The organism is Streptomyces sp. CA-210063, from assembly GCF_024612015.1.
In the GTDB taxonomy this organism is placed as follows: Bacteria; Actinomycetota; Actinomycetes; order Streptomycetales; family Streptomycetaceae; genus Streptomyces.
In genome coordinates, this window is record NZ_CP102512.1 from 9,958,434 (window position 1) to 9,978,718 (window position 20,285).

Annotated in this window: 6 protein-coding genes and 1 pseudogene; 6 read left to right on the forward strand and 1 reads right to left on the reverse strand. The window is 73.0% G+C overall.

Features of this window, described 5'->3' with window-relative positions; translation table 11 throughout:
- Positions 1 to 774 carry a thioesterase II family protein gene (locus JIX56_RS43715; protein WP_306819913.1) on the reverse strand — a complete coding sequence of 258 codons (774 nt, stop codon included), beginning with the start codon at positions 772 to 774 and terminating at the stop codon, positions 1 to 3.
- 245 nt (positions 775 to 1,019) lie between these two features.
- Between JIX56_RS43715 and JIX56_RS43720 the strand changes: the two genes are divergently transcribed.
- From JIX56_RS43720 to JIX56_RS43750, 6 genes and pseudogenes are all read left to right on the forward strand, one after another.
- Positions 1,020 to 7,634 carry a type I polyketide synthase gene (locus JIX56_RS43720; protein ID WP_257549487.1) on the forward strand — a complete coding sequence of 2,205 codons (6,615 nt, stop codon included), beginning with the start codon at positions 1,020 to 1,022 and terminating at the stop codon, positions 7,632 to 7,634.
- Between the two features lie 114 nt (positions 7,635 to 7,748).
- Positions 7,749 to 14,299: pseudogene (locus JIX56_RS43730) on the forward strand (type I polyketide synthase).
- A 503-nt stretch (positions 14,300 to 14,802) separates the two neighbouring features.
- Entirely contained in the window at positions 14,803 to 17,352 is a 2,550-nt protein-coding gene (locus JIX56_RS43735; RefSeq protein WP_257549489.1) for a LuxR family transcriptional regulator, read from the forward strand.
- Positions 17,353 to 17,533: 181 nt separating this feature from the next.
- On the forward strand, positions 17,534 to 17,746 hold the full coding sequence (locus tag JIX56_RS43740) for a DUF5988 family protein (protein ID WP_257549491.1): 213 nt from the start codon (positions 17,534 to 17,536) through the stop codon (positions 17,744 to 17,746).
- A 119-nt stretch (positions 17,747 to 17,865) separates the two neighbouring features.
- Positions 17,866 to 19,233 (forward strand): crotonyl-CoA carboxylase/reductase, encoded by a 1,368-nt coding sequence (ccrA, locus tag JIX56_RS43745; protein ID WP_257549493.1) that lies wholly within the window; start codon positions 17,866 to 17,868, stop codon positions 19,231 to 19,233.
- Complete coding sequence (locus JIX56_RS43750) at positions 19,230 to 20,231, forward strand: 3-oxoacyl-ACP synthase III family protein (protein WP_257549494.1); 1,002 nt, start codon at positions 19,230 to 19,232, stop codon at positions 20,229 to 20,231. Before ccrA ends, JIX56_RS43750 begins: the two co-directional genes overlap by 4 nt.
- The last annotated feature ends 54 nt before the right edge of the window (positions 20,232 to 20,285 follow it).

A 20,285-nucleotide genomic window follows, 5' to 3' on the forward strand; every position in this document is an offset into this window, starting at 1 on the left:
TCAGTGATCTGCCGCCGCGCCGGTCAGCGCGTCCTCGATCCGCCGGATCACCCGCGGCGCCTGATCGGTCAGGTAGAAGTGGCCACCGGGATACACCTCCATTTCGAAGGTGCTGCCGGTGTGCTCCCGCCACGCCCGTACGTCGTCCAGCGGGGCCTTGGGATCGCGGTCGCCGACCAGCGCCGTGACCGGGCACCTCAGCCGGTGCACCCGCTCCGGGCGGTACAGCTCGGCGGCGCGGTAGTCGCTGCGGATCGCCGGCAGCACCATGCGCAGCACCTCGTCGTCGCCGAGGATCCGGCTGTCCGTGCCGGCCAGCCGCTTGATCTCGGCGAGCAGCGCCTCGTCACCGCGCCGGTGCACGTCGTCCTCCTCCCTGAACCGGGACGGTGCCCGGCGCCCCGACGCGAACAGCATCAGTGGCACCACGCCGGCCCGCTGCTCCAACAGGCCGGCCAGCTCGAAGGCGAGCGACGCGCCCATGCTGTGGCCGAACAGGGCCAGCGGCTTGTCCGTCCACCCGTCCATGAGCAACGGCAGCAGCCGGTCGGCGAGTTCGGGGAGGGTCTCCACACAAGGTTCGAGTCGTCGGTCCTGGCGGCCGGGGTACTGCACCGCGAGCACCTCGACCCGCGGGGCGAGCGCCTCGGAGACCGGGAAGTAGAAGCTCGCCGAGCCTCCCGCATGCGGCAGGCACAGCAGCCGTATGTCACTGTCCTCGGCGGCGTGGTAGCGGCGGATCCAGAGATCCCTGTCCTTGCTCTGCGCGGTCACCTGCGGCTCCGGATCGCTCGGGGGAGGCCTGTCCTCGGAAGCTAACAGCCGCGGGGTGCCGCGCACGGCGGGTACGGCCCCTGACCGCACCCCTATCACGCCCCCGCGAGGTCAGGGGTGTCGCACCGACCGGAAACACCTTTCCATTGAAACTCCAAGTACCCAGGGCGACTTCGACGTGCCGCACCCGTCGGCGGCCATCGGCTCCTGGTGTCATCCGCACGGCTCAGACCCCGGGGGTTCCAGTGACGGACGAAGCTCGGCTCGTCGAGTACATCCGCCGTATGACCGGTGATCTGCGCAAGGCGCACAGACGGCTCAAGCAGTTGGAGGACGCCGGCAGCGAACCCGTCGCGATCGTCGGCATCGGCTGCCGGTTCCCGGGCGGGGTCACCGGCCCCGACGAGCTGTGGCGCCTGGTCGACGACGGCCGGGACGCCGTGGGCCCCATGCCCGAGGACCGCGGCTGGGACTTCGACGCGCTGTTCGCCCCCGATCCCGACCGGCTGGGCACCAGCCACGCCCGCGAGGGCGCGTTCCTGCACGACGCGGCCGAGTTCGACGCCGGCTTCTTCGGCATCTCCCCGCGCGAGGCCCTCGCCATGGACCCCCAGCAGCGGCTCCTGCTGGAGGTGGCCTGGGAGGCCCTGGAGCACGCGGGCGTCGACCCCGGCACCCTGACCGGGAGCCGCACCGGCGTCTACGCCGGGCTCATGTACCACGACTACGCCGGTGAACTGTCGACCATGCCCGACGAGGTCCAGGGCTTCCTGAGCACCGGAGTCGCGGGCAGCGTGGTCTCCGGGCGCGTGGCCTACACGTTCGGCTTCGAGGGCCCGGCCGTCACCGTGGACACGGCGTGCTCCTCCTCGCTGGTCACGCTCCACCTCGCCGCCCAGGCACTGCGGGCCGGCGAATGCGATCTGGCGCTGGCCGGCGGTGTCACCGTCATGGCCACCCCGTCCACCTTCGTCGAGAACTCCCGCCAGGGCGGTCTCGCCGCCGACGGCCGGTGCAAGTCGTTCGCCGGCGCCGCCGACGGGACCGGGTGGGGCGAGGGCGCGGCCCTGCTCGCCGTGGAGCGCCTGTCGGACGCCCGGCGCCGCGGGCACCGGGTGCTCGCCGTGATCCGCGGCACCGCGGTCAACCAGGACGGCGCCAGCAACGGCCTCACCGCGCCCAACGGCCCCTCCCAGCAGCGGGTCATCCGCCAGGCCCTGGCCAACGCCCGGCTGACCGCCGCGGACGTCGACGCCGTCGAGGCGCACGGCACCGGCACCCGGCTCGGCGACCCCGTGGAGGCGCAGGCGCTGCTCGCCACCTACGGCAAGGAGCGGCCCGAGGGGCATCCGCTGTGGCTGGGCTCGGTCAAATCCAACCTGGCGCACACCCAGGCCGCCGCGGGCGCCGCCGGAGTCATCAAGATGGTGATGGCGATACGGCACGGAAAGCTGCCCCGCACGCTCCACGTCGACACGGCGACACCACAGGTGGACTGGACCGAAGGCGCCGTCGAACTCCTCACCGAACCTCGCGACTGGCCCGACCTCGGCCGGCCCCGGCGGGCCGCGGTCTCCTCGTTCGGTGTGAGCGGCACCAACGCCCATGTCATCCTCGAACAGGCCCCGGCGGCAGACGAGTCCGAAGCCGGGCGGGGCGACGAGGAGGACGGTCCCGCCGAAGCGCCGGCCGCGGAGGCGACCGCCCCCGCTCCACTGCTGCCCGCCGTCCCCGTCTTCGTCTCCGCCCGCGACGCCGAGGCCCTGCGCGCGCAGGCCGCCGGGCTGGCCGATCTGGTCGCCGGGCAGGACGGTCACCGGCTCCTCGACCTCGGTCACACCACGGCCACCGCCCGTGCCGCACTCGAACACCGGGCCGTGGTGGTGGCCGCCGACCGTGCCGAACTGGTGCGGGGCCTCACCGCCTGCGCCACCGGCGAGCCCGCTCCCGGACTGGTCACGGGCCTGGCCACAGAACAGGTCTGCGCCTTCCTCTTCACCGGCCAGGGCGCCCAACGCCCCGGCATGGGACGGGAGTTGTACGAGACCTTCCCGGCGTACGCCCGGGCCTTCGACGACGTCTGCGCGGAACTCGACGGGCGACTCGGACAGCCGCTGCGCGACCTCGTGTTCGCCGAGCCGGGCACAGCCTCCGCCGAACTGCTCGACGAGACCCAGTACACCCAGGCGGCGACCTTCGCGATGGAGGTGGCGCTCTTCCGGCTGGTCGAGAGCTGGGGTGTCAAGCCCCGGTACGTGGCCGGCCACTCCATCGGCGAACTCACCGCCGCCCACGTCAGCGGCATGCTGACCCTGACCGACGCCTGCGTGCTGGTGGCCGCCCGCGGCCGGCTGATGCAGGCACTGCCGTCCGGCGGCGCGATGGTCGCGCTGGAGGCGACCGAGGAGGAGGTCACCCCGCTGATCGCCGGGCAGGACAACGCCGTCGCCCTGGCCGCGGTCAACGGTGAGCGGTCCGTGGTCGCCTCCGGCACGGCCGCCGCGGTCGCCTCCGTCGCCGAGCACTTCGCGGGCATCGGCCGCCGCACCCGGCGGCTGCGGGTCTCGCACGCCTTCCACTCGCCGCTGATGGACCCCATGCTGGACGAGTTCCGCGCCATCGCGGGCACGCTGGAATTCCGGCCGCCGGTCATTCCCGTCGTCTCCAGCATCACCGGCACCCTCCAGGACGACGCGGCGTGGAGGGTGCCCGGCTACTGGGCCCGCCAGGTCCGGGACACCGTCCGCTTCCACGACGTGACCCGCACCCTGCGCGAGGCGGGCGCCACCGCCCTCCTCGAACTGGGCCCGGACGCGGTGCTGACGGCCGCCGCCGACGGCGGCCCCGAGGACGACACCCTGCGGGTCGCGGCCCAGCGCCGCGACCAGCCGGAGACCCGCACCTTCGTCACCGCGCTCGCCCGGCTCCACACCGCCGGAGTCCCGGTCGACCGGGCCGTCTGCTTCGCGGGACGGGACGCCGCTCACGTACCGTTGCCGACCTACGCCTTCCAGCGGCAGCGCTACTGGCTGCGCCCCAAGCCGTCCACCGCGGCCACCAGCGCGGCCGGACTGCCCGCCGCCGGACACCCCCTGCTGGGAGCCGCCGTCACCCTCGCCGGCACCGGCACCCTCCTGCTGACCGGTCGTCTCGGCCTGGACACCCACCCCTGGCTGGCCGACCACGCCGTGGGCGACACCGTCCTCGTACCGGGCACGGCCTTCATGGACATAGCCCTGCACGCGGCCTCCCGGCTCGACGCCACGGGCCGGGCCGCGCTGTCGGTGGCCGAACTGGTCCTCCAGGCCCCGCTGGTGCTGCCCGCCACCGGCGGGGTACGCGTCCAGGTGGTCGTCGCCGGGCCCGACGCGGACGGCCGCCGGTCCTTCGGCGTCGCCTCCCAGCCGGAGACCGCCGACGACGACGAGTGGATCACCCACGCCGACGGAATCCTCGACCCCACCGAGGACGACCCCACCGAGGACGACATCGCCTCGGCGACGAACGGCTCCTGGCCTCCCGCCGACGCCTCCCCGCTCGAAACCGGCTCGCTCTACGACGACTTCGCCGCCGCCGGGTTCGCCTACGGCCCCGCCTTCCAGGGAGTGCGCCGGGCCTGGCGGGCCGGGAACGAGGTCTACGCCGAGGTCGCGCTGCCCGACACCGTCGCGGCCGACGCCACGGCCTTCGCGCTGCATCCCGCGCTCGCGGACGCCGCGCTGCACGCCGCGGTCTTCGCCGGTGAACCCTTCGCCGCCGCGCCCGGCGAGGGCCGCCTGCCGTTCGTCTGGGACCGGGTGACCCTGCACGCCACCGGCGCCACCGCCCTGCGTGTCCGGCTGACGCCCACCGGCCCCGACACCCTCGCGCTCACGCTCGCCGATCCCACCGGCACGCCGGTGGCGACCGTGCGCGCGCTCACCGTCCGCGCCGCCCCCACCCTCGTGGCCACCGGCACGGACCGCGCCGCCGACCTCGCGGACGCGCTCCACCTGCCCGGCTGGGAGCCGGTGCCGCTGCCCGACACGGCTCCCGCAACCGGTGGTTGGGCCCTCCTCGGAGACCCGGCCCGGCTGCCCGCGCTGCCCGGGGCGGAGCACCGGCCGGACCTGACCGCCACCGCGGGCGCCGATCACGTGGTCCTCTCCCTGGACGCCGCCCTGCCGGCCGGCACCGACCCCGGCGATCCCGCCGCCGTCGAGGCCGTCCACACCGCCACCGAGGAAGCACTCGGCACCGTCCGCCGATGGCTCGGCGACGACACCTTCGCCGCCGCCCGCCTGGTCGTCCTGCTGCGACACGCCGTACGAGTCACCGACGAGGACCCCGAGCCCGACCCGGTCGCCGCCGCGGTGTGGGGGCTGCTCGGCTCCGCCGCACACGAGAACCCCGACCGGATCACCGTGCTCGACCGGGACGGCGACGACCGCACGGCCGCCGCCCTGCACCGGGCCGTCACCGCCGCCGAACCCCGGCTCGCCCTGCGCTCCGGCACCGCCCACGCCCCACGGCTCACCCCGTTCAGCGGCCACCCGGCCCTGCTTCCGCCGCCCGGGCCCGGCCCCTGGGTCCTCGACCGGGCCGGCGACGGCGGCACCATCGACGACCTGGCGCTCGTCCCCGCCCCCGACGACCTCACCGCACCGCTCGGCCCCGGCCAGGTACGCGTCGACGTACGCGCCGCCGGAGTGAACTTCCGGGACGTCGTCGTCGCCCTCGGCCTCGTCCCCGGACTGCGCGGCCTCGGCGGCGAACTCGCCGGTGTCGTCGCCGCCGTCGGACCGGGCGTCTCCGGTCTGGCCCCCGGCGACCGGGTGCTCGGCCTCGCCCCCGCGGCCTTCGGCCCGGTCGCCGTCACCGACCACCGCTGGCTCGCCCCGATGCCCGGCGACTGGACCTTCGAGCAGGCCGCCGCCGTACCCATCGCCTATCTGACCGCCTACTACGGCCTGGTGGACCTGGCCGGCGTACGACCCGGGCAGAAGGTCCTGGTCCATGCCGGGGCGGGAGGTGTCGGCACCGCGGCCGTCCAACTCGCCCGCCACCTCGGCGCCGAGGTGTACGCGACCGCCAGCGCGCCCAAGCGGCACGTGCTGAGCGCCGCCGGACTCGACGACGCCCACACCGCCGACTCGCGCGGCCTCGGCTTCGCCGACCACTTCCTCGAAACCACCGGCGGCCAGGGCATGGACGTCGTACTGGACTGCCTGGCGGGAGAGTTCGTCGACGCGGGCCTGCGACTGCTGCCCCGCGGCGGCCACTTCCTGGAGATGGGCAAGACGGACATCCGTGAGCCCGAAGCCGTGGCCGCCGCCCACCCCGGCGTCGCCTACCAGGCGTACGACCTCCAGGAAGCCGCGCCCGACCGGATGCGCGAGATGCTCACCGCCGTCCTCGACCTCTTCGCCCAAGGCGCCCTCACCCCACCGCCGTCGACCGTGTGGGACGTACGCCGGGCCCGGGACGCGTTCCGCGCGCTGAGCCAGGCCAAGCTGATCGGCAAGGCCGTCCTCACCGTCCCCAGGCGCCCCGACCCCGAGGGCACCTTCGTCGTCACCGGCGCCAGCGGCAACCTCGGCGGTCTCGTCACCCGGCACCTCGTCGCCCGCCACGGAGCCCGGCACCTGCTGCTGCTCAGCCGCCGAGGCCCGGACGCCCCCGGAGCGGACCTGCTCGAAGCCGACCTGCGCGCGGCCGGTGCCGTCGACGTCACCGTCACCGCGTGCGACACCGCGGACCGCGACGCCCTGCGCGCCGTACTCGCCGGACTGGACCGTGCGCCGACCGCGATCGTGCACACCGCGGGTGTCCTCGACGACGGACTGGCCGCCACGCTCACCGACGGGCAACTGCACCGCACCCTGCTCCCCAAGGTCGACGCCGCCGCGCATCTGCACGCGCTCACCCGTGAACTCGGCCATGACCCGGCCCTGTTCGTCCTGTTCTCCTCCGCCTCCGGCTTCACCGGCAACCCGGGCCAGGCCAACTACGCCGCCGCCAACACCTACTTGGACGCGCTCGCCGCCCACCGCCGGGCCCGGGGCCATGCCGGCCTCTCCCTGCTGTGGGGAGCCTGGGAGCAGTCCGCGGGCATGACCGCCGGGCTCAGCGACACCGACCAGCGCCGGATGGCCAGGTCGGGACTGCTTCCCCTGACCGCCGAACACGGACTCGCCCTGCTCGACACCGCCGTGACCGCCGACACCCACGCCGTCGCACCCATCGCCCTGGACACCGCAGCGCTGCGCGGGCAGGCCGAGGCGGGGACGCTGGCCCCCGTCTTCCGAGGCCTGGTCAAGACCTCCGTACTGCGCCGCGCGGCCACGGCCGACCCGGGCGCGGCCGGTGAGCCCCGACTGGCCGAGCGACTGGCCGCCCTGGCCGACACCGAGCGCGACCGGCTGCTGCTCGACCTGGTCCACACGCACACGGCCACGGTCCTCGGCCACGGATCACCCGCATCCCTCGGCGCCCAACGGACCTTCCGCGAGCTGGGCTTCGACTCCCTGACCGCGGTCGAGCTGCGCAACAGCCTCGGCGCCGCCACCGGCCTGCGGCTGCCCGCCACCCTGGTCTTCGACCACCCCACGCCCGAGGCGGTGGCCACCCTGCTGCGCACGGAACTCGCGCCGCCCGAGGTGTCGCCGGCCCAGGAGGCGCTGGCCGTCCTCGAAGCCCTGGCCGGCTCCCTGGCGGCGGTGGCACCCGACGACCCGGACCGCAAGGACCTCGACGACCGCCTGTGGGCGCTGCTGGAGACCTGGCGGAAGCCACAGGGCGACTCGGCCGACCCCGCTCTCGACTCCGCCACCGACGACGATCTCTTCGCCATGGTCGACGACGGATTCCGGCTGTCCTGACCCGGCCGGTGAGCCGGCACGACCACCCGAGGAAGTGACGCACGCATGCCCAGCACACCCCCCACGCCCGGCACGGCCACGGAGAGCAAACTCCGCGACTACCTCAAACGGGCCATCGCCGACGCCCGCGAACTGCGCGAACAGCTGAGGGAGACGCAGGACAAGGCCCGGGAGCCGATCGCCGTCACCGGCATGGCCTGCCGGTTCCCCGGAGGGGTCGCCTCCGCAGAGGACCTGTGGCGCATGGTGGCCGACGGCGTCGACGCGATATCGGCCTTCCCCGAGGACCGGGGCTGGCCTCTCGAGGAGTTGTACGAGGAGGCCGGCGGCGTGGGGTCGTCGGTGACCATGGAGGGCGGCTTCCTCCGTGATCCCGCGGGGTTCGACGCGGAGTTCTTCGGGATCTCGCCGCGTGAGGCGCTGGCGATGGACCCGCAGCAGCGGCTGCTGCTGGAGGTGTCGTGGGAGGCGGTGGAGCGGGCGGGCATCGATCCGACGTCGCTGCGCGGCAGCCGTACCGGTGTCTTCTTCGGCGGCGGTTCGGAGGATTTCGTCGGTCTGCTGGCGATGGGTCGGGACTCCGAGGAATCCCCCTCCCTCACCGGCATGACCAGCAGCGTCATGTCCGGCCGGGTGGCGTACACGCTCGGCCTGGAGGGCCCGGCGCTGACCATCGACACCGCCTGCTCGTCCTCCCTCGTCGCCCTGCACCTCGCCGTGCAGGCGCTGCGCTCCGGCGAGTGCGACCTCGCGCTCGCCGGCGGTGTGACGGTGATGTCGACGCCGGGCATTTTCCCCGAGTTCGCCCGGCAGGGCGGCCTGGCCTCCGACGGCCGCTGCAAGGCGTTCGCGGACGCCGCCGACGGCACCGGCTGGGGCGAGGGCGCGGGTGTGCTGATGGTGGAAAGGCTGTCGGACGCGCGGCGCCACGGGCATCCGGTGCTGGCGGTGGTACGGGGTTCGGCCGTGAACCAGGACGGCGCCTCCAACGGCATGACCGCCCCCAACGGTCCGTCCCAACAGCGGGTGATCCGGGACGCGTTGACGAGCGCTGGGCTGTCGGCGTCGGATGTGGACGCGGTGGAGGCGCACGGCACGGGGACCCGGCTGGGGGATCCGATCGAGGCGCAGGCGTTGCTCGCGACGTACGGGCAGCGTCGTGAACGGCCGTTGTACGTCGGCTCGTTGAAGTCGAACGTCGGCCATACGGTGGCCGCCGCCGGAGTCGGCGGTGTGATCAAGACGGTCATGGCGCTGCGCCACGGGGTGCTGCCGCGGACCCTGCACGTGGACACGCCGTCACGGCAGGTCGACTGGTCGGCGGGCGCGGTGGAGTTGCTGACCGAGGCGCGGGAGTGGCCGGGGGAGGCGGGGCGTCCGCGGCGGATGGCGGTGTCGTCGTTCGGGATCAGCGGCACCAACGCGCACATCATCCTCGAGCAGGGGGATGACGAGGGGGCGTTGTCGGAGCCGGGTGAGGGCGGGCAGGTCGTGCCCTGGGTGCTGTCGGGGCGCAGTGAGGCCGCGCTGCGGGGACAGGCGGCACGGTTGCTGACCTGCACAGCGGAACGTCCCGTGGACATCGGTTGGTCGTTGGCGGTGTCGCGGGCGGCGTTGGAGCATCGGGCGGTGGTCGTCGGGGGTGGGCGGGAGGAGTTGCTGCGGGGCCTGTCGGCTGTGGCGGAGGGGCGGCCGGGTGGGGGGTGGTCTCGGGCCGGGCCGGGGACTCCGGTGCCGTCTTCGTGTTTCCGGGTCAGGGGTCGCAGTGGGTGGGGATGGCGGTGGAGTTGCTGGATTCTTCGCCGGTGTTCGCGTCCCGGATGGCCGAGTGTGAGCGGGCGTTGTCGGTGTTCGTGGACTGGTCGCTGTCTGAAGTGCTCCGCGACGGTGGTGGGTTGGGCCGGGTGGATGTGGTCCAGCCGGTGTTGTGGGCGGTGATGGTGAGTCTGGCGGAGGTGTGGCGGTCGTACGGGGTGGAGCCGGCCGCTGTCGTGGGTCACTCCCAGGGTGAGATCGCGGCCGCTGTGGTGGCCGGGGCGTTGTCGTTGGAGGACGGCGCACGGGTGGTGGCGCTGCGTTCGAAGGCGATCGTGGCCCTGTCCGGGCACGGTGGCATGGCGTCGGTGCAGTTGCCGGCGGATGAGGTTCGTGGTCTGAAGGCGGTGGCGGACGGTCGGGTGGACCTGGCTGCCGTCAACGGCCCGTCCTCCGTGGTGGTCGCCGGTGCTCCGGACGCGTTGGACGAGGTGATTGCGGAGGCGGTCGCTCGAGGCGCCCGGGCGAGGCGGATCGAGGTGGACTACGCCTCCCACTCCGTCCAGGTCGAGGGCTTGCGGGAGGAGTTGGCCGGGCTGCTCGGCGGTGTGGCGCCGGTGTCGTCGCGCGTGCCGTTCTACTCGTCGGTGACGGGTGGGCGGGTGGACACGGCGGAGCTGGACGGCGGGTACTGGTTCCGGAATCTGCGGCAGCCGGTGGAGTTCGAGCGGGCCACGGGGGCCTTGCTGGAGCAGGGCTTCGGAGTCTTCGTGGAGGTGAGTCCGCATCCGGTGCTGACGGGTGCGGTGCAGGACACCGCTCAGGCGGCCGGGCGTGAGGTGGCCGTGACGGGGACCTTGCGCCGGGGCGAGGGTGGTCCGGAGCGGCTGTTGCTGTCCCTGGGCGAGGCATACGCGCACGGCGCGCCGGTCGAGTGGAGCACGTACTTCGACGGTATGGATGCCCGGCCGGTGGACCTGCCGACCTACGCCTTCCAACACCGCCGTTACTGGGTGGAGGTGCCCGGCGCCAGGCTCGGTGACGCCGCTCTCGCCGGGCTCGGCCGGGCCGAACACCCGCTGCTCGGTGCCGTCGTGGAGCCGGCCGACGACGGACCGACGGTGTTCACGGGGCGGCTGTCGCTGAAGGATCAGCCCTGGATGGCCGACCATGCCGTGCTGGGCACCGTGCTGCTGCCCGGCACCGCCTTCGTCGAACTGGCCCTGTGGGCGGGGGAGCGGCTGGGCACACCCCGTCTCGACGAACTCGTACTCGAAGCACCTCTGCTGCTGCCCGGGCCCGAGGCCGTGCGGCTCCAGATCGTGGTGGACGAGACGGACGAGGAAGGGCACCGGGCCGTACGGTTCTTCTCCCGTGCCGAACAGTTTGGCGACGGTGAGTGGACCCGGCACGGCAGCGCCGTGCTGGGCGGGGACCCGAAGCCCGACTTCGAGCTCGGAGCGTGGCCTCCGGTCGGTGCCGAGCCGGTCGAACTGGAGGGCGTCTACGAGAAGATGGCGACGGCGGGCTTCGGGTACGGGCCCGCGTTCCAAGGGCTGCGTGCCGCCTGGCGCCGTGGCGACGAGGTGTTCGCCGAGGTCGAGACGGACCCGGCGCGGGGCGGCGACGGATTCGTCGTGCACCCCGCGCTCCTCGACTCGGCCCTGCACGGTGCCGGTCTCCTGCCGGGCACCCTGGACGGCGGCGCCCGGCTGCCATTCTCGTGGTCGGGCGTCACGGCGTACGCGACGGGCGCCACCTCGCTGCGGGTCCGGCTCGCTCCGGCCGGGGACGACGGACTGTCCCTGCACGCCGTGGACGCCCTCGGTGCCCCGGTCGTGTCCGTGGACGAACTGGCCTTCCGGACGGTGTCCCCGCACCAACTGGCCCCGGCTGTCCCGGACGGGGCCGACGCGCTGCTGCGCGTCGCGTGGTCGAAGCTCCCGGCCCATGCCCCCGCAGCCGGTACCTATGTGTCGCTCGGACCGGTCCCCGTGGAAGGTGCGCGGAGCTTCGGCACGGTGGGAGAGCTGGACTCCGCGCTCGGTGTGGGCGACCTGGCCCCGTCGGCGGTCGTCGCCTGCTGCCCCGTCATGGCTGCCGAGGACGCCGACGCCGAGGACGCCGGTGACGCCGACGGGAACGACTCGGTCGAGGCGGCCGAGCGGGCCACGGTGTGGGGGCTCGACCTGGTGCGCGACTGGCTCGGCGCCGCCCGATCCGCCGCCGTGCCGCTGGTGGTCGTCACGCGCGATGCCGCTCCCGTGCCCGGCGCCGCGACCAGCGCCACCGGTACCGCCCACGCCGCACTCGCCGGACTGCTGCGCTCCGCCCAGGCCGAGGAGCCGGGCCGGATCGTCCTCGTGGACATGGCGGGCGACGGTGAGCCGCTCACCCCGGCCGCGCTCGACGTGGCACTCGCCACCGGCGAACCCGAGGTCGCCGTACGCGGCGGCACCGTGTACGGACGGCGCCTGGTCCGGGCCGCCGGGGAACCGGACGTCCTGACCGAGCCGGCCGGCCGCGACCACTGGCGGCTGGACGTCACCGAGCCGGGATCGTTCGGCAACCTCGCGCTGGTCCCCGATCCGGGCGCCGCCGGGGAACTCGCCGAGGGACAGGTACGGGTGGCCGTCCGAGCGGCGGGTCTGAACTTCCGGGACACCCTGATCGCGCTCGGCATGTACCCGGACGCGGCCCGGCTCGGCAGCGAGGGGTGCGGCGTGGTGACCGAGACGGGGCCCGGTGTCGTCCGGCCGGTGCCCGGCGACCGCGTCATGGGCACCCTCGACACGCCCTTCGCGCCCACCTCCGTCGCCGACGCCCGGCTGCTCGCCCCGGTGCCCGACGCCTGGAGCGACGTACAGGGCGCCTCGGCCACCGTGGCGTTCCTCACCGCGTACCACGGACTGGTGGACCTCGGCCGGTTGCGTGCGGGCGACCGGGTGCTGATCCACGCCGGTGCGGGCGGTGTCGGATCCGCCGCCGTGCAACTCGCCCGCCATCTGGGGGCGGAGGTGTACGCGACCGCCTCCCGGCCCAAGTGGGAGGCGCTGCGCGCGGCCGGTCTCGACGACGCGCACATCGCGGACTCGCGCACCACCGACTTCCACGAGGCGTTCCTGCGCGCCACCGACGGCCGTGGCATGGACATCGTCCTGAACTGCCTGGCCGGCGAGTTCATCGACGCCTCGCTGGGGCTGCTGCCGCGAGGAGGCCGCTTCGTCGAGATGGGCAAGACCGATCCGCGTGATCCGGGCAGGCTCGCCGTCGACCATCCGGGTGTCGAGTACCGGCCGTTCGATCTGGCCGATCCCGGCCCGGAACGGATCCAGGAGATCCTGCGCGAGCTGAAGACGCTGTTCGACGACGGAACGCTCACCCCGCCCGCCACGACCACCTGGGACATCCACCGCGCACCCCAGGCCTTCCGGGCGCTCGCGCAGGCGGCCCTCGTGGGCAAGGCCGTCCTCACCCTTCCCCCGGCCGGGTTCGCGCCCGGCGAGACCGTGCTGGTGACCGGCGGCACCGGCACCCTGGGGGCCCTCGTCGCCCGGCATCTCGTCACCCGCCATGGAGCACGCCATCTGCTCCTCCTGTCCCGCTCCGGCTCGGAATCACCCGAGACCGAGGCGCTGCGCGTCGAACTCGCCACAGCGGGCGCCGACGTGGTGGTCGAGGCCGGCGACATCGGGGACCCCGATGTGCCGGCCCGGCTGCACGACAGCATCACCGCCCGGGGACAGCGGCTGGCGGGCATCGTGCACTGCGCGGGCACCACCGACGACGGGGCGATCGGCTCCCTGACCCCGGAACGGCTCTCCGCCGTGCTCCGGCCCAAGGCACACGGCGTCCGGCAGCTGCACCGGCTCACCGAACTCCAGCCGGGCGTACGGCTGTTCCTGCTCTTCTCCTCGGCCGCCGCGGCCCTGGGCTCGCCCGGGCAGGCCAACTACGCCGCGGCCAACGCCTATCTCGACGCCTTCGCCCACCGGCGCCGGGCCCTCGGACTGCCCGCGGTGTCCGTCGGCTGGGGACTGTGGGAACAGACCAGCGCCCTGACGGCCCATCTGGACGCTGCCGACCACCGGCGGTTGCGCTCCGGTGGGTTCCGGGCCCTGCCGACGGACGAGGCCCTCGCCCTGTTCGACGAGGCCCTGCTCGGCAGAGCCGCCGCCGCGGCCGTGGTGGCGGCGCCGCTCGACACCGGGGCACTGCGGGCACGGCACACGCGGGAGCCGCTCCCGCCGCTGTTCCACCACCTGCTCGGGCCGGCGGGAGTCCGGGCACGCCGGCGGGCGGCCCAGGAGACGCACGAGCCCGGAGAAGTGCTGCGCAGGCGCCTTGTGGCCCTGCCCGAGGAGCGGCGGGCGGCCGCCGTGCTCACCCTCGTCCGCAACCAGGTCGCCGCCGTCCTCGGCCACGAGACTGCGGGGCTGGTCGATCCCGAGCGGTCGTTCCGCGAGATGGGGTTCGACTCCCTCACGGCGGTCGAGTTGCGTAATCGGCTCAATTCCGCCACCGGGCTGCGGCTCCCCGCGACACTGGTCTTCGACCATCCGAGACTGGACGCGCTCGCCACCCATCTGTCGGCCGCCCTCGTCCCGGCGGCCGGTGCCGTGGGCGGCGCGGCGGACGGCGGTGCGAAGGAGGCGGAGGTGCGCAGCCTCATCATGTCCGTGCCCCTGGACAGGCTGCGCGACAGCGGGCTCCTGGACCAACTGCTGGCGCTCGCGTCAGGCGCGGCGCCCTCGCCCGCGACATCCGCGCCCTCGGGCACGGAGGCGGATCAGAGCGGCGAGATTCGCGAGATGGACGCCGAGGCCCTCGTGCGGATGGCCCGGTCGAGATACTCCGCCGAAGGCACCAACGCGTTCAATTCCCGTGAAGGGCGTTCGACTAAACCTTGATCGTCGGATTCACGCCTTTCCGGAATGCGTACTTCCGTGGGTGCGTCGATCTTGGATAAATTGAGATTCGGAAGTGAGCCACCGGGCTCGGAGCGGGTGACTGTGACCGCCCGTGCCCGCCGTACGGAGGCAGGCGAGCGTGGGTTCCGCATCAATGACGACATCGAATTCCGCTCGTTCTGCTCACGGTGTGGTCGGACCTCACTCGGCTGATCAGGGGGAATCGGCGGCATGGGCAATGTCCTGATCGATCCGATCTTCGCCGTGGTGGTGAACATATCGGACATCACTTTATGCAATTCGTGCTGCGTCCCGTCCGGTTCTCCTCTCACCCCGAGGAGTCCGGCAGGGGAACGTGGGATGTGATTGGGGAAACATCTATGTTGCTCTCCGGTCGGTACGACAAGTTGCGGCTCATGAAGTCCTTCCTTGTCGAATGTGAACGCGGTGACGCCCTGACTGTGGTTCTGGAAGGTGGCGCCGGCAGTGGGAAGACCGACCTCATGGAAGTCTTCGCCCAGCACGCCCGTGAGTCAGGAGCGACCGTCCTCGACTCACGTGGCCTCGGGTGCGCACCGGCGTCATGGCCGAAGGTGTCGGACTCGTACGGCTCCGCGGAGTTCCAGGCGTTCACCGACCAGCTGGCGGCCTTGGCCGAAAAGTCGCCGCTGGTCGTCTGTCTCGACGATCCGCACGGCCGCGAGGAGCTCAAGTGGCGCTGGCTCCTGGAAGCCACGCGCAGGCGGCTGCGGAAATGCAGGGTGATGCTGGTCGTCAGCCTGCTGCCGCTGGGCGGCCCGCGCGGCCTGGACTTCCAATGCGACCTCCTGCGTCAGCCCAACCTCCACCGGATCAGGCTGCACCCCCTGGACCGGGACCGGACAGGGGAACTGCTGGACACCTTCGGCGGCGTGGCCGAGGACGAGGCCCTGCGTGAGTCGCTCTACGCGGCGAGCGGCGGAAATCCGCTGCTCGTGCGTGCCCTGGTCGAGGAGATCCGTCCGCACACCGGAATCCGGTGCGCGGCGTCGTGGCTGCGGCCCGGCGGGCTGTTCGCCCGGGCGGCCCTGGACTGCGTCCTCGGCAGCGGGCCGTACGCCGCGCTGGCCGCGGTGGGCATGGCCGCTCTCCGGGAGTTCTCCGACTCCGCGAGCCTCGCGGCGGTCCTGCGCCTGGACGCGGCCGAGGTCGCGCGTGGTGAGAGCCTCCTGCAGGCCGCCGGACTGACGCAGGCGGGGCGGCTGCGGCATCCCGTGATCGAAGCCGCCGTGCTGGAGTACCTCGGATCCGGCGAGCGCGCCACGGTGCTCCTCGGCGCGGCCGAGGTCCTGCGTGAACGCGGCACCGACGCCCGTACCATCGCCGGCTATCTGCTCCAGGTCGGCTCGGCGGTCGCTCCCTGGCACATCGCCACGCTCCAACGGGCAGCCGACGAGGCGCTGGAACAGGACGACACGCATTTCGCTGACACGTGTCTGAGAGTCGCCCGCGAGGGTGCGACCGACTGCTGGGAACGGGCCCGCCTCACCGTCAAGTGTTTCCAGGTCATGCTGCGCACGGACCCCTGGCGGGCCGAGCAGTGGTACGTGCACAACCTGGCCCCCGCCGATTGCGAACACGGGGTGGATGCCTGTCCCGCGTCGGCCGAGCTGAGGGCGCGGCTGCTGATCAGGCACGGTCGGCTGGGTGAGGCGGCGCTGATCGTCGAGGCCGTGTCCGGACCGGTCGCCGAGGCCCCGCTCGGTGCTCCGCGGCCCGACTCCGTCTGCGAGGCCTGGATGCGGCTCATGCCCTTCGTCCCGAACACACCGGACGCCTTGGCCGCTTGGCCCTCGCCCGCGGTGGTCGGCGACGGGGGGAGCACCGGCACGACCTCGTGGAGCGACCCGCCCGCCGAGGAACTTCCCGAGCGGGCACGTCACGTGCACGAGACCGAGGAACAGCTGCGGACGTCCGTACTCGGCGACACCACGCTCGCCCTGATCCTGCCCGAGCTGACGAACCTGGTGACGGCCGGCCGGCCGGACCGCGCGGCCCTCTGGTCCGAGCACTTCATGCGCGAGGCGGACAAGCGCGGCGCCGAGGGCTGGCGGCAGCTCTTCATGGCCGTCCGGGCCGACGCCGCGCTCGCCATGGGCCGGCTGACGGACGCGGAGTCGTACGCCGCGGAGGTCGTGGACCTGGCCGGAGAGGCGCCCAGCTGCTGGCTGTACGGCGGTCCCCTCGCGGTGCTGATCACGGTGCGCACGGCGACCGGCCGGTACGAGGAGGCCGCGCGGCTCCTGGACCGACCCGTCCCCGAGGGGTTCTTCACCAGCGTCTACTCGATCCCCTACGTCAGGGCCAGGGGCCGGTTTCTGCTGGCCGTCAACCGCCCGCGGCTGGCGCTGTCCGACTTCCTGACCGTCGGACAGCGTGCCGAGAGGTGGCACCTGCACGACAGTCTCCGGCCGTCGTGGCGGATCGACGCGGCGGAGGCGTGGCTGCGGCTCGGCAACGAGCACGAGGCCGGCCAACTGCTCGCCCAGCACGCGCCCGTGGACGGCCGGTGGCTGCGGGTCAAGGCACAGCTCGCGGACGCCTCCGAGCGGCCGAGCCTGCTGACCCGGGCAGCGGAGGATCTGCAGGCGACCGGCAGCGCCTGGGAGCTGGCCCGGGTCCTCACCGAACTGGCCGAGGCCTACCGGGCCCTGGACCAGCCCGCGCGGGCGGACCTGGCCCTGCGCAAGGCCCAGCAACTGGCGGACGAGTGCGGGGCGGGCGGTCCGCTCATCGACCGGATCGCCTTCCTGTGCCTCGGGGGGAGCCACCCGCAGCGGCCGTCGCACGGTCCTGCCGTGGTCCCCGACCCGGCGGCCAGCCTCAGTGAATCCGAACGCAAGGTCGCCGTGCTCGCGGCCCAGGGGCTGACCAACCGGGAGATCTCCGCGGAGCTGTACATCACCGTCAGCACCGTCGAGCAGCATCTGACCCGGGTCTACAAGAAACTCGACATCACCTCGCGCCAGGAACTCCCGTTGCATATCAAACCGGAACTGCGGGAGACGGCCTGAGCGCTCCGCCTGAATGACGGGCCGGAAAACTCCCCCTATGGGGCGCGGGACCGTACCGCGCCGTGCACATAGGGGTTGTCCGCCCCGGAGGCGAATGTCACATTCCCTGATGACGGTTGTGCCGCGGCGACGGGAAATCCGCCGCCGCCCGTCCGTAAATCCGAGACGACCGGAGACTCACATGATGAAGAACTTCAAAGTACTGCTGTCCGGTGGCCCTTCCTCCCTGACCGACGAGGAACGGACGCGGTTCACCACCTCACTCACCGAGAAGATCAAGCACCGCTTCGGCGCGGGATACGAGCACTTCGTCCACGAAGGTGAATTCACCACCCTCAACGGCGAGGAAGTCGCCGTCTTCCGCTGGACCATGCGGACCGCCATCGCGGAATGAATCCCTTCGGTCAGGGCCGGGGGTATTCAGGGGTCATTCAGCATTCTGAGGGGTGGCGTTAGGGGGTGGATCCTCGCCTAGCGTCGTCGACACCGAAAGCCGTACGAGGAAAGGCCGTCATGGGTTCTGTGAGTGATGCGGTGCTGGCGGGCGCGAGCCCCGCGGACCTGGAGCGTGCGGCTCTGCCGGAGGAGTTCACGGCTGCCCACCTCCGTGTCGAGGACGTGGACGTCTTCCGGGGCGTGGAGGACAAGGACGTACGCAAGACGCTCCGGGTCGGCGCCGTGCCGATGCCGGAGCCGGCGCCGGACGAGGTCCTCATCGCCGTCATGGCCAGCTCGATCAACTACAACACCGTCTGGTCCGCCATCTTCGAACCCCTGCCGACCTTCCGCTTCCTCGCCTCCTACGGCAAGCAGGGCGGCTGGGCGGCCCGCCACGACCAGCCCTACCACGTCCTCGGCTCGGACGCGGCCGGTGTCGTCGTCCGGGTCGGCTCGGCGGTACGCCGCTGGCGCGTGGGCGACCACGTCCTGGTGAACGCCGCCTGCGTCGACGAGCAGGAGGCCATCTCCCAGGCCGACGGCATGCTCGGCGAGCACCAGCTCGCCTGGGGCTACGAGACCAACTTCGGCGGCCTCGCCCACTACTGCCTCGCCCGGGCCAGTCAGCTCATCCCCAAGCCCGCCCATCTGACCTGGGAGGAGGCCGCGTGTGTGCCCGCCTGCGCCGGCACCTCCTACCGGATGCTCGTCGGGGACCGCGGCGCCCGGATGAAGCAGGGTGACGTGGTGCTGATCTGGGGCGCCACCGGCGGAATCGGCGCCTACGCCGTGCAGTTCGTCAAGAGCGGTGGCGGCATCCCCGTCGGCGTCGTCGGCTCGCCCCGCAAGGCCGAGGCGCTGCGTGCCCTCGGCTGCGACATCGTCATCGACCGCGAGGAGATCGGCATCGGCGGGGGCGACGGCGAGGACTTCGAGCAGGCCATCGCCGACGGCAAACGGCTCGGGGCGGCCATCCGCCGTGCGACCGGCGAGGACCCGCACATCGTCTTCGAACACGTCGGACAGGCCACCTTCGGCATGTCCGTCTTCGTGGTCCGGCGCGGTGGCACGGTGATCACCTGCGGCTCCAGCACGGGATACCGGCACCGCTACGACAACCGGTACCTGTGGATGAAGCTCAAGCGAGTGATGGGCAGCCATGTCGCCAACCTGCACGAACAGTGGGAATGCGCCCGCCTGTTCGGTCAGGGCCGGATCATGCCGGTGCTGTCCTCGCTCTTCCCCCTGGACGAGATCGGCGAGGCCACCCGGCTGGTGCAGCGCAACGAGCACATCGGCAAGGTCGGCGTGCTGTGCCTGGCCCCCGAACCGGGCCTCGGCGTCACCGACCCCGAACTGCGCGAGCGGATCGGCGCCGACCGGCTCAACCCGCTGCGCCCCTTCGCCGTGGACGTGCCCGGCGCACTGGCGGTGACCGCATGACCCCGAACATCGGCATCCTCGGCACCGGTTCCTACCTCCCCAAGGAGGAGATCACCAACGAGGAGATAGCCCGCCGCGTCCCGAACATCACCGCCGAGTGGATAGGCCGCCGCACCCTGATCCAGGGACGCCGGTACGCGGCCCCGCACGAGGCCACCTCCGACCTGGCCCGGCACGCCGCCACCGCCGCGCTCGCGCGGGCCGGCGTCGACGCCGACCGGATCGACCACCTCATCGTCGCCACCTCCACCGGCGACGCGCCCCTGCCGCCCACCTCGTCGCTGGTGCAGAACGCGCTCGGTGCCCACCGCGCGGTCTGCTTCGACATCAACATCGCCTGCGCCGGCTTCGTCTACGCCCTCGACGTCGCCCGCGCCCTGGTGGCCCAGCGCCCCGGCAGCCTCGCCCTGGTGATCGGCGCCGACCTCTACTCGCGCTTCCTCGACTACGACGACCGCGGCACCGCCGTCCTCCTCGGGGACGCCGCCGGCGCCGCCGTGGTCGGGGCCGTGCCGGAGCCGTACGGCATCCTCGACACCGAACTCGCGGGGCGCGGCGACGTCCATGAACTGATCTGGATCGAGGGCGGTGGCAGCCGCGTGCCCGCCTCCGCTGACACCGTCGCGAACGGCGGGCACTTCCTGCGGATGACCGGACGCGGCGTCGCCGACTTCGTCATGCGGAACGTGCCTCCGATGATCGGCCCCCTGCTGGAGAGGACCGGCACCCCCCTGGACCGGATCGCGCACTTCGTGCCGCACCAGGCCAACGGGGTGCTCCTCGGCGAACTGGTCGAGCGCTGCGGTCTCACCGGCGCCCACACCCACACCCCGCTCGTCAAGTACGGGAACATGGGCGCCGCTTCGGTGCCCGTGGCCCTGGACGAGGCCGCCCGCGCGGGCCTGCTGGCCGACGGCGAACTGGTGCTGCTCGCCGGTTTCGGCGCGGGCATGGCGGCCGGGCTGTGCCTGCTGCGCTGGTCGGCCCGAAACCCGTAGGTCATCGACGCGCGTACATCACCGCGTTTCCCCGCCCGGCTCCTCGTATCGAAG